The sequence below is a fragment of the Edaphocola flava genome, from assembly GCF_004118155.1.
GTDB classification, from domain to species: domain Bacteria; phylum Bacteroidota; class Bacteroidia; order Chitinophagales; family Chitinophagaceae; genus Edaphocola; species Edaphocola flava.
In genome coordinates, this window is record NZ_SAIQ01000007.1 from 1 (window position 1) to 11965 (window position 11965).

The 11965-nt window shown below is 42.1% G+C and carries 11 protein-coding genes; 6 read left to right on the forward strand and 5 right to left on the reverse strand.

Annotated features, from left to right (window positions below):
- Positions 1-217: 217 nt before the first annotated feature.
- The 5 genes from EMP01_RS15340 to EMP01_RS15360 are packed head-to-tail and all read right to left on the reverse strand — an operon-like array spanning position 218 to position 5941.
- A complete protein-coding gene (locus EMP01_RS15340; protein ID WP_129022448.1) occupies positions 218-1312 on the reverse strand; it encodes a DUF1972 domain-containing protein in 1095 nt (364 codons plus the stop codon).
- The gene (locus tag EMP01_RS15345) at positions 1309-2394 is read right to left on the reverse strand and encodes a glycosyltransferase family 4 protein (RefSeq protein WP_129022449.1); all 1086 of its coding nucleotides are present in this window, start codon (positions 2392-2394) and stop codon (positions 1309-1311) included. Before EMP01_RS15345 ends, EMP01_RS15340 begins: the two co-directional genes overlap by 4 nt.
- Positions 2366-3610 carry an O-antigen ligase family protein gene (locus tag EMP01_RS15350; RefSeq protein ID WP_129022450.1) on the reverse strand — a complete coding sequence of 415 codons (1245 nt, stop codon included), beginning with the start codon at positions 3608-3610 and terminating at the stop codon, positions 2366-2368. Before EMP01_RS15350 ends, EMP01_RS15345 begins: the two co-directional genes overlap by 29 nt.
- Positions 3607-5067, reverse strand: a complete 1461-nt coding sequence (locus EMP01_RS15355) for a lipopolysaccharide biosynthesis protein (RefSeq protein WP_129022451.1) — start codon at positions 5065-5067, stop codon at positions 3607-3609. The genes EMP01_RS15350 and EMP01_RS15355 overlap by 4 nt, the downstream gene beginning before the upstream one ends.
- The gene (locus EMP01_RS15360) at positions 5045-5941 is read right to left on the reverse strand and encodes a hypothetical protein (RefSeq protein ID WP_129022452.1); all 897 of its coding nucleotides are present in this window, start codon (positions 5939-5941) and stop codon (positions 5045-5047) included. Before EMP01_RS15360 ends, EMP01_RS15355 begins: the two co-directional genes overlap by 23 nt.
- A gap of 132 nt (positions 5942-6073) precedes the next feature.
- Here EMP01_RS15360 and EMP01_RS15365 point away from each other — a divergent pair, with 132 nt between their 5' ends.
- From EMP01_RS15365 to EMP01_RS15390, 6 genes are all read left to right on the forward strand, one after another.
- Complete coding sequence (locus EMP01_RS15365; RefSeq protein WP_129022453.1) at positions 6074-7324, forward strand: O-antigen ligase family protein; 1251 nt, start codon at positions 6074-6076, stop codon at positions 7322-7324.
- Between the two features lie 119 nt (positions 7325-7443).
- A complete protein-coding gene (locus EMP01_RS15370) occupies positions 7444-8025 on the forward strand; it encodes a sugar transferase (protein WP_237559552.1) in 582 nt (193 codons plus the stop codon).
- Positions 8013-8900: a hypothetical protein gene (locus tag EMP01_RS15375; protein WP_129022455.1), complete on the forward strand. Its 888-nt coding sequence runs from the start codon at positions 8013-8015 to the stop codon at positions 8898-8900. The genes EMP01_RS15370 and EMP01_RS15375 overlap by 13 nt, the downstream gene beginning before the upstream one ends.
- The gene (locus EMP01_RS15380) at positions 8897-10327 is read left to right on the forward strand and encodes a B12-binding domain-containing radical SAM protein (protein WP_129022456.1); all 1431 of its coding nucleotides are present in this window, start codon (positions 8897-8899) and stop codon (positions 10325-10327) included. The genes EMP01_RS15375 and EMP01_RS15380 overlap by 4 nt, the downstream gene beginning before the upstream one ends.
- Positions 10317-11117: a class I SAM-dependent methyltransferase gene (locus EMP01_RS15385; RefSeq protein WP_129022457.1), complete on the forward strand. Its 801-nt coding sequence runs from the start codon at positions 10317-10319 to the stop codon at positions 11115-11117. The genes EMP01_RS15380 and EMP01_RS15385 overlap by 11 nt, the downstream gene beginning before the upstream one ends.
- A gap of 5 nt (positions 11118-11122) precedes the next feature.
- A complete protein-coding gene (locus EMP01_RS15390) occupies positions 11123-11701 on the forward strand; it encodes a nucleoside deaminase (protein ID WP_129022458.1) in 579 nt (192 codons plus the stop codon).
- Positions 11702-11965: the final 264 nt, after the last annotated feature.

Consider the following 11965-nt stretch of genomic DNA (forward strand, 5'->3'; position numbering starts at 1 on the left):
AGGCTTTAATGTTTTCCTTTTGCTGTAAGTACTGCAGATAGAATCTTGATTTATCTACCACTTGTCCCAGGCCGAAAAATTTAATCAGCGATTTTGCACTCTGTTTCAATCGACTCATTATACTATGATACGTAATATTTAGGTTATTGCAAATGTAATCGAAAAATGATAAACAATGTATCTACTTGTAACGACAATTATATTGTGCGGATAGTGTTTATTCCGTTTTTAAGACGGATTTAAAAAACTGAAATAATGGTTCGAATACTGCAGCCTCTGAGTATTGCTTCTCTATAGTTGCTACATTATGCGCATTCGCCTTTTCATAAAAATGATCCTCCTGATTTATGGTGAGTAGTATGTTTTTTAATTCATCAGCTGTTGCAAAAAACAGTGCATGCTCTTGTAACACACTTCTGTTATACACATTGTCATGAGCAATAATACTGCATTTGCTGGCCATCGCTTCTAACAATGATGGATTAGTGCCACCTACGCTATGTCCGTGAAAGTAAAATGCGGAGTACTGTCTCAAGGTATCTAGTATTGTCTTATCATAAATAGAACCCAAAAATCGAATATTGGATTGAGCAAACTTTTTAAGTAAGTAGCGACCAAAATGATTATCTGTATTGCCAATGACAATTAATGGATACTGTTGCGCTGATGCTGCATAAGCCTCCAGTACAGGTTCTATATTATTTTCCGGCTCCATGCGTGCAATCAATAAACTATATTGCTTTTTTACTAAAGAATATGGTTCCAGTAAGGATTCATTTGCATGCGCAGGAATAACACTTGTATAAGCAGAATAATATGCTGCTGCATGATATTGTTTCCTGATATATTCCTGGATGGGTACCGCATCGGCAATCAGGTAATGGCTTCTTTTAACAACAAGTGATTCGGACCATTTAAGGAATCGCTGTACCATAGGACTGTACTTGCTGCGTTGCCATTCCATACCATCCATATTGGTGATAAGTATTGCTGAAGAGGGCATCATGCGATTGAATATGGCACTACTCGTATATCCTAGCTGATAAATAATATCAAATTTTTCTTTCCGGGCATCTCTAATACAGTTGTAGTCATACACAAACTGGCCTGCAGTACCCAACCACTCCGGATCGTACTGGTGTTTTAAAAATACCTTACCCAGTTTTGATGCTTTGTATGGATGTGCTGAAGAACAGTACACGTATACCTCGCAACCCCGATCTGCTAAAAAGCGGGAAAGTTGCTCGGCATATTGTTCAAATCCTCCGTAAGCATTGGGTATGCCCCGGCTTCCTAATATGGCTATTTTCATTTGTTCAGCACTCTTTGATAAGCAATTAAGGTTTCATTTGCCGTATGCTGCCAGCTGTATTGCTGCTGAATACGTTGTAATAGTGACTTGTGATATGGTGCAGCTGCAGCTGCTAACACTGCATTTGCTATACTCTGAAGATTGTCAGGAGCGCAATAATAGGCTTCTGTGCCAAAATAATCTTTAGTGTCTCCACAATCGGTAATGACGATATTGCAACCACAGGCCGCCGCTTCCAGCGAACTTAAACCGGTCGTTTCAAACCAGCTGGCTAAGATATGTACTTTATGCTCCCGGTACAATGCTGCTAACTGATCTTGTGTGGTAAAATCGATAAATCGGATATTCTCGGCCGCTTCAGCCTTGCATTGCTGATAGTATTGATGATGATTAGGAGCTGGTGCACCTACAAATGTTACCTCAAAATCTGTATGATTCAGCGCACGGATTACATTAAGCTGATTTTTTCTGGGCTCGAATCGTGCCGCACATAGCACCTTTTTACTATTTCTATCCTGTACGGTCTCTTCAAAATGAAACAGCTCAAGATCCACTGCATTGGGTACAACGCTGTAATCGCCCGCACCGGGAAAATCCCGCTTCAGTCTTTTGAATTCACTTTCCGAATTAGGTAACAGCATGGCACAGTGATCCAGAATGTATGCTATGGATTTATGCTGACCCCAGTAATAGTATTTCCAGGATCGGATATGCTCATTTTTGAGTACCGCACGCCCCACATTTTTCAGGTATTCACCTCTGTGATTGCCTAATCTGTTCATCAGCCATTTCAACATTGGGTTGTACGCCTCATTAGAAGCCGTACCATATTCCAGGTAGATGGGGGACACTACCAATGGGAGCCGGCTCTTTTGTAAATGAAACAAAATATCTGACGGTCTGATGATATTAAAAGTATGCAGCAGATCATACTGAGCATAGTCAATATTCAGATCATCGGCCAGTCTGATATCTACCTTGACACCTAAGCGCTGCAAGTATGCTGCCGTTTGCTCCATTTGTATGGTATCGCCCCCGGGCACTTTATATAAGCTAGCCCTGCTGATAAACAGTACTTTCATCGTGTGTTTCTTTTTTAGGGGGGACTTCAAATGCTCGCAAAATACCCGGACAAAATGCAATTGCCCAGATCATATATTCTGCTGTGTTGGAAATAAAACTACCGGTGAACTGGTAGATAAACATAAAGATGAACAGGGATAAGCGATAGTAATTGTTCCAAACCCTGGTTCTTATAAACAGGAATAAAATAAGCCCAAACCGTATAATCAGACCGGCAATACCATAAATACTTAAGGTCTCTGCCACTGCATTAGGGATGCGTACCGTTTGCGGAATATGAGCATAATGATAATACTGTATGATATAATCTCTGCCCAGACTTTTCAGTTGCCCCGGTCCTGTACCCCAGTACAGGCTTTTCATTTTGGCCACTTCCCAGGCAATCGTAAATGCTTCGTAGGTACGCCCTCTGGCAGAGGTGTCTTTACCGGCCCAGATATTGTGCAGGCGCAGAAATAAAGCATTCTGCGGATAGAAAACATATAAGCCCAGGGTAAGGATAATCAGCAGTACGGAAGCGATCAGGATCCAACGTACCAGCAACTTTTTGTGTATAGTGTTAAACCGGAATATAATCATAAGTAACAGACTGATCACGATACCTGCTATAACCCCAAGGGAAAAACTCAGGAGCAGAGATAGGATCAGGCTCAGGAAGAGGATCCCCACTTTCGCTTTACATAACCAGCACTTCAGCAGATAGTACAGCACTAAAGGAGTAATGAGCAGAGAGTAATATGACGCTTCATAGGCAAACATTTTTAGCCTGGGTACCACTGGTACACCCGGACTGATTGGGACTGTATACCAAACCAAGTCTGTGCCACCGGGAATGAACCGCAGCAACAGGCATATGCCTAACAGGAGCAGATTTACCGTGGCTAATATCTTAAAGGTTCCGGCCTGTTCGAGTTGCCCGGGTAAAGCATTGTACATAATGATGGTAAATATGGCTACTGCCTGCAGCATGGCAAAAGACCGGACATACGAGAAGGGATCATCAATACCTGTAACAGCATGTGCCATACCTAATGCGCCGGTTGCGAGCAAGAACAGGAGATAGGTTCTGATGCCTTTCTGATTCAGTAAAAACAACAGAAATACCGGTGCCAGCAGGGTAGTGTATAGCAATCCATCTGGCAGTCCTGCACTATTGAAGAACAGGAAGATGGTAGCGATACCTAAAAAGATGCTATGTCGTTTTGATTCGGTCATGCTTTATACAAAAGTGTGGCATGTGCCCTGCCGGATGTAATAATAATGATTACAGAGTAAAGGCATACGACAATCAAAGACAATATTCCCCACCATTGCGTTGGATATAATAAAAATAATGAGGCGGCTATCGGCAATAAAATCCAGCCGGCCAATTGACGCAGTATTGCTGTTTTTGAGAATAACTGTTTTTCTGCAAAGAGGTTTTGAAAGATCATGCCCGCAAGATTACTGAGCACCAAAGCATATACAACAGCCAGAGGTGCTTTGAAGTAATGTAACATTAATAGCATCAGCGTGACTGTACCTAATGCAAATAGAATGAGAAAGTACAAATACCCTTTTTCGTGACCGGAAGCATTCAGGAAATAAGCGGGTATTATGGATGGCGCTAAAAAAAGCTCCATGATGATAAAGTAATTGATATAAGGCGTCATAGCCTGTGTACTTTTAACCCCCATGATAACTGGAAATATATAAGGATACAGGAAATGAAAGAGCAGCAATGCATTTACCGAAATCAGCAATACACTATCCCTGGATGCGATATACAGGTGCTTTACCTCTATATCCTGTGCTTTCCATTTGGTGAACTTGGGTGCGACCCAACCCAGCAGGGCATTAAAGCCCATATGCAGATGATTGAAAATCGTCGCGGTAAGTGCATAATAGCTTAGCGTGACCAGCCCGAAGTATTGGACAATCAGGTAACGATCTGCCTGGAAAATTAAGATCATGCATAATGACTGCAGCCATAATACAAGGGCGAAACGTGAACTTTCGGAGCCGAATTGTACCTTGAATCTAAACCGGTATCCTTCAAAACGTTTATGCAGTAACAGAAAACAACAACATATAGTCAATGCATTACAGACCAGCATACTGATGACCAGTGTTGCAATATCGGGATAATAAAAAAGCAGTATCAGGTTTACGATCAGGGGCGCCAGGCGGTTGTTGATGGTGATAAAGGCCGCTGCCCTGAAATTTTCATATGCCTTGCAGAAATTCGTAAATACCTGCTCCATAAAACGGAAACCTACCAGCGCTCCCGTCAGTGCAATACATAGTGCTGCTGACGATTTGATATGTGGCCCTATAGAAAATAAATCTGTTTTCAGTGTGAGTAAAGCCAGTGTACCCGTGATGAGTACTGCCAGCAGGAAGAGCATGATGGATGCACTCAGGCTGCTGTTCAGTATACTGATCTGTCCCTCACGATCTCCTTTGCCAATCTGCCAGGCAATGTTTTTTAAAATGCCGGGACCCAAACCAAAGTTGAATACCTGCATCCCTACCAATATTGTATTGAGTAGCATCCAAACGCCAAAGGCTTCAGGCCCCAGGTGTTTGATAAACAAGGGTACTGATACAAAAAATACAATAGGGTACAGGAAGATATCCAGTAAATTCCAGAAACTATTGGCCAGGTTTTTATTCTTCAGCAATAGTTTCATTTTTCTTGAGGATAGAGGATAAAAACATTATAGCTAAGGTGATTACGGCAAACAGTAGCACCGACTTAAGCAGGATCATTTTTTTTGCAGGATACACAGGATTTTGTGCAACCATAAAATCATTCAGTAATTCTACCGATTGGGTACGATCCAGGGCAGTTTGCTTTTCCGCAATAGCTTTGGAAATGTCAATAGATTTATCAAACAACAATACAGGATTAAAAGGTTCTGTACCGGCTGCACGTATTGCCCCATTGCTGCGGATATACTGGTATTTGATAGAATCCAGCAATTGCAGCTCATGGTTGAGCTGATCAATTTCTGTCTTAAGGCTCGCTTGCTTCCGTTTCAGCATAGCCACATAATAAGGGTTGCTGTTCAGGTAAAGGCTGACTTTTGAGGACAAGCTATCAAAGGCACTCTTATCCGATACTTTTACCCGGATGTAAAAAGGAGATTTATCGGTAGTAATATCTTCCGATAGTTTACTACCATACAGATTCAAAGCCTCAATAGATAAAATTTGTTGTGCCTGTTTTTCCGGAATATTCAATGATTTTGCTACAGTGGTATAAGATCTTTCCTGTACCAGTTGGTTCAGTTGATCGATCATTTCACCGTATGTTTTTTTGTGCAATTCCTGGTATACAAACGAGGCCCTGCTTTCATAAAACGGCACATAGGTGCGGATGCGGTAAATCTGCCATCCGGTGATGAGCAGCGCAACAAGGAGAATAGCGAGCCAGTTTTTCTTTAATTGTATTGTAAACCAATGCTTTATGTTTTCTAAACCTGTGCCCATCCGTTTCACCATCTGGTTGAGGTCTGTAAACTGCCACTCGTCATCTGTCGGAGCCGTTTGTTTATTACTCATTGTAATAGGGGATTTTTGCTAAGATATATAATTTTATTGAGCAGATGCAAGCCCGGGTTAATAGCTTTTTCCGGGACAGTACTGTATAAAATTCAGGTTACAGTATGTACATTTGTTTCCAGCACACTCACGATGAAATTATCTAAAACGATTATTGAACCACTTTATTTCTTTGTTCTTTGCGGGATACTCGTTTCTTTATTCGTTCATCCTAAGCTGAGCAGCATTGGGATTATTTTATTAAGCCTGGTCTGGATCGCAGACGGATTTACCCGGGAGAAGGTCCGAGCCTTTGCGGCACATCCATTCTTTATAGCCAGCAGTTTATTGTTTGTATCTTACTTAGTCAGCTGGCTTTTTTCGGCAGATAAGGCCGCGGCTGCATTTGCCATAGAAAAAAAACTTGCACTGCCGCTGCTTCCGGCAATTATCCTGAGCATGCCAGAGTTCACAAATAAGAGATGGCAACAGCTTTTTACCCTTTTTATCGGTGCAACGGTAGTCACTATGTTAGTTGCGCTGCTGATTTCTTTATATCAATATAATATAAGTGGCGATGTCAATGGGTTCTTTTATCATAACCTGGTCAGTGGTGTACACTTATCTGCAATAACCGCCTCCTGTTTTTGTCTCATCAGCTTGGTGCTGGTGGTACATAGTGCATTACGTAAGCGCTATCGTAATATTATAGGTCTGGCGCTAATCCTGTTTCTGTTGCTGCTATCTTCCAAAATGTTCCTTTTCCTGCTGTTTGTTTTAGGGTTTATATATGTTTTCTCCCTTAAAGTAATGCGGTACAGGATTATACTTTTGTCAGGATTCGCCATTAGCTTATTGCTGATCATTACAACATCAAATCCGCTTAAAAAGCGCTTTGCCGATATCGCCAAGTTCAATACGGAAAAGGTTTTGGCCCGCCAGTATAAAGCAGAGGAATACTTTGATGGTCTAAGTATGCGGCTGGTATATGTCCGGTTTTCCAAAGAGATCATCCAGGAGCATCATGCATTTTGGCTGGGAGTAGGCACAGGAGATGCAGAAGCTTTACTGCAGCAGAAAATTGCTCAAAGTGGCATGTATACTGGTAATGGAACATCGGATAAGGGATACCTGGAATATGGATTTCATAACCAGTATTTACAGGTGTGGGTACAGATGGGCTTGCTGGGTTTATGCATATATCTGCTCCTTTTGGGCATTGCCTGGGCATATGCATTAAGGTCAAAGGCAAAATGGTTTGCGGCCATCCTGTTTATATTCAGCATCGGGGCAGTTACAGATACCTGGCTGGAGGTACAGACCGGGCTTATGCTCTTTTTATTGTTTATCTCATTGGGTATCAGGCAGGTTCCAACTATAAATTCAAAAAGCCCGTCTTCTTAGTCTGGAAAATTTGTTAAATTTGATAACACTACTATACAATTATTACCAGAATGCACTTACCTATCAGCTTTGAGCGTGATTTTGAACGGAAAGATAATTTCATTTCCGGATGGAAAAGCATGATAAAGCGCTTCGTCGATATCCTTTTTTCACTCTCCATTATCCTTTTTTTATTTCCGGTTATTATTCCTTTCATCGCTTTATGTATATATATAGATAGCGGTGGTCCTGTCTTCTTTATTCAAAAAAGAGTCGGTTATGGCCAGCGGGTATTTAATTGTTTAAAATTCAGAACCATGAAAGGTTGCCTTGACCAGGAAGGACAATTGGTACTGAATGTTACCAGGGTAGGGGCTATACTGCGCAACTCCGGACTGGATGAATTGCCACAGCTATTCAATGTACTGATCGGAGATATGAGTGTGGTCGGTCCGAGACCTTATTCCATACAGGATGATGAAACGTTTAGCCAACAGGTCGCTTACTTTAACCGGCGATACCAGGTGCGTCCGGGTATAACTGGGCTGGCACAGGCTGAGGGCTACAAAGGGTGGATCAAAAATGAAGAGGAGATCAGAGAACGAACCACTATAGATTTAATGTATGTCAATGCATCCTCGCTGAGGGGTGATGTGAAAATTATATTCAGATCCATTATTTTTCTAATTACAGAATTGTTTAAGTCCCTATGGAAGCATTGATATTAAATACGGAGACGGAAACGAATGATATACACCGTATCATACAATACTTTGCTATTTTCAATTTTCCTTTGACATTAGAAGAAGTGTTTTATTTCTACGCAGGTGATCTGAATATGGAGGCCATGGCACTGGTACTGGGCGATATGAGAGATGCCGGTTTGGTGCTGCAGTCCGGACTGTATTATTATGGCATGAAATGCAGCCCAGATTGTATAAAGGAACGGGAGATATGCGCAGCGCGGGCGCAGCAGTTACTGCCCCGGGCGAGACGGGTAGGTAATTTTATATCCTTATTCCCTTTTGTGAAATTTGTGGGTATTTCCGGTTCGCTTTCAAAGGGCCATGCAAAGGCAAATACTGATTTCGACTTTTTCATTATCACTGCGCCAAATACCTTGTGGATCTGCAGAACGATATTGCACCTGTTTAAAAAGTGCACCTTTTTGTTCGGTTTGCAGCATTGGTTTTGTATGAACTATTTTATTGATGCACATCATTTGGAGCTTGAAGAGAAAAATATGTTCACCCAGATAGAGCTGGCAACATTGATCCCGCTCAACAACCCCAATTTATTTACGTATTTCCTGCTCAAAAACGATCTGAGCAATATTCATAAAATATCCCTCAACGTACCGGATGATTCATTTGTCAAAGTATACGAAAAACTTTTTCAGAGGGTAAAGAATAAATGGTTACAACCCCTGAACCTTTTCCTGATGCGGCTTACCGATAATAAATGGCGTAAAAAGTGGCGGAAGAAGAACTTCCCGGAAGATGAATACGATCTGTGTTTCAAGACCACAGAAAATGTATCCAAAAATCATCCGAAAAATTATCAGAAACGGATTTTAGAACTAATAGATAAACATTGAAAGTACTCTTTACACATTCCTATTTTCAGCATTTAGATCCCAAACAGGTCGCACATGCGCAGCCATATCCGCCCCTGGGCACGATTCTGGCGGCGGCATTATTGCGCCAGCATGGCTTTGATGTGCATTTGTTCGATACCATGTTTGTCAGAGACCCCAAGGAGCTGACGTCCGTGTTGGAGTCTTTTGTGCCTGATGTTGTCGTGCTGTATGACGATGGATTTAACTACCTGACCAAAATGTGCCTGAGTAATATGAAGCGTGCTGCAATGCAGATGCAGGATATTGCACATCAGTTTGGATGTAAAGTAATTGTCTCCAGTTCTGATGCAACAGATCACGCCACCGAATATTTGCAGGAAAAGGCCGATGTGGTTATAACAGGAGAAGCCGAATTTACGTTGCTCGAATTGCTGCAGCAGTACCGCGAAGGCAATACAGACCTGCATCTGGTCAAAGGAATTGTATACAAAAGTACAGATGGCAGCATTACCAAAACATTGTCCAGGCCAGTACACAAGCAACTGGATGAGTTGCCCTTACCCGCCTGGGATTTAGTAGATATTGCGCCTTATAAGAAAGTATGGCAGCATCATCATGGCTATTTTTCCATCAATATGGCCACCACACGCGGCTGTCCTTATAAATGTAATTGGTGTGCCAAGCCTATTTATGGCAATACCTATCATATGCGTAGTCCGCAGCATGTAGTAGCTGAAATTAAGCTGTTACAGGAGCTTTTTCATATGGACCATATCTGGTTCGCCGATGATATTTTCGGGTTAAAAAGAAGTTGGGTTGCCGAATTTGCTATGCAGGTGAGGGAGGCCGGAATCAGCATACCATTTAAAATACAGTCCAGGGCCGATTTGTTAGTTCAGGAAAATTATGTGCAGGATCTGGCAGCATCCGGTTGTGCAGAAATATGGATGGGTGCAGAAAGCGGCTCCCAGAAAGTGCTGGATGCAATGGATAAAGGCACTACAGTCCTACAGATCAGGCAAGCCAGGGCATTGCTGAAGAAGCATCATATCAAAGCAGCCTTCTTTCTGCAGTTTGGTTATCCCGAAGAGACTAAAGAAGACATTGACCTTACATTGAAACTGCTTGCAGAAACCATGCCGGATGATATCGGTATATCGGTTTCCTATCCTTTGCCAGGAACCGTGTTTTACGAAAGGGTAAAATCGCAATTAAGCACCAAATCAAACTGGGAACATTCAGATGATCTGGAGCTGATGTACCAGCAGACTTTCTCAAAAGCATATTACCGCAAGCTGCATCGCTACACACACAGCTTCTTCCGGCTGGAACAAGCCCGGAGCGAAAGCCTTGCTTCTTTGATGAAGTACCCCCGAATGATCAGATACGCTTTGCAGAAAAAATATTACCAACACTTAATGAAACGGGCCAACTATGCCGACTAATACAGAAAATGTAAGTGAAGCCTTTAGCCAGCAATCGCTCGTTTTTGATACCATTTATCGTGAAAATCTGCTGTCGGAATATATGCGTCAGGAGTTCAGAACAGAGCTGCTGCGTACCTTGAAGAAAGATGCACATATACTTGAGCTCAATTGCGGTACAGGTATGGACACTGTTTACTTTGCAGAGCAGGGCTATAAAATATTTGCCATAGACAATGCCGAAGGCATGTTGCAGCAGTTAAGACACAAAGTAAATACACTACAGCTGCAAGACCGTATAGAAGTGCAGCGATGCGACTTTGAACAGTTAGAAACTTTGCAACCCCGAAAATTCGATCATATTTATTCCAACTTTAGCGGACTGAATTGTACGGCGCACCTGGATAAGGTGTTACAGAGCTTTGGGCCACTATTGAATCCCGGAGGTAAAGTAAGCCTGGTGATCATGCCCAAGATCTGTCCCTGGGAAAATATTATGGTGCTGAAAGGTAAGTGGAAAACCGCTTTCAGGCGATTTAAAAAGAACGGTACCATGGCCCATATCGAAGGGGTGCATTTCAAAACCTGGTACTACAACCCATCCTACGTGATCCGGACATTGAAACCGGATTTTAAAGTGCTTTCGCTGAAAGGTATCTGTATAACAGTACCCCCACCGTTTATCGAAAACTTTGTAGAACGTTACCCACGCTGGTTTTCCGTATTGCAGCGTATCGATCGCAGTATCGCAAGAGTATTCCCGTTTACCTGGTGTTGTGACCAGTATATGATCACTTTACAACTCAAATAAAACAGATGAAAAGCCGTAGAATACTGCTGTATATTTACCTGGTATGCACTACCATAGGCAGCTTGCTGTTTATAGTGTTTAATCTTTTGCTGCCCAACTGGAGCCGGATTAAGCCTAAGGAAGATGTATCTGCTTATACTCAATTGCTCGAAAGTCTGGCCCGGAAAGCATTAAGCACAAATGATGTACCGGTGGCAGCTTGTATTGTATATAGAGGTAAAGTAATCGGGGTAGGGCATAATACCGTATATAGCCAGGGCGCTATTTGTAACCATGCCGAGCTGAATGCACTGAATGAGGCCACAAAACATATTGGACTTGATCAGTTCCGGCAGTTACATAAAGAAGAATTGACCCTCATCACAACATTTGAACCCTGTCTCATGTGCCGGGGAGCCGCTGTAGAAGCGGGTATCAGTCACATTGTTTCTATACTTCCCAAAAATAATGCCGACCGCTGGAAGCAGCTTAAGGGAGAATGGAAGTACAATTGTAAGAGTGCATTAGGGACCAATCCGCGGTTTCAGTACGATTTATTTAAGCTGCATCCCGCATTTGACTCCTTACAATATCCTTTTCCATAGACATTTTGTAGCATAAGATATCGGGCTCCGCATATAGCGGAGCCATTTTTTGCCTAATTTCCCTCCCTTTTCTCTCTTTTTTTACTTATATTTTAAAGAATATGTGTTGCTTGTAATGTATGCTGGTATTGGTTTATGATGAAAAGTAATCAGGTGTATTAGGTGTAAAATAGTAAAAAGATTTGTTCAGGAATTAATAAGGATCTATCTTTGCACTCCCTTACGGAAACGGGGGTTGCTCTTAAGATTGAATGGGAAGTGAGG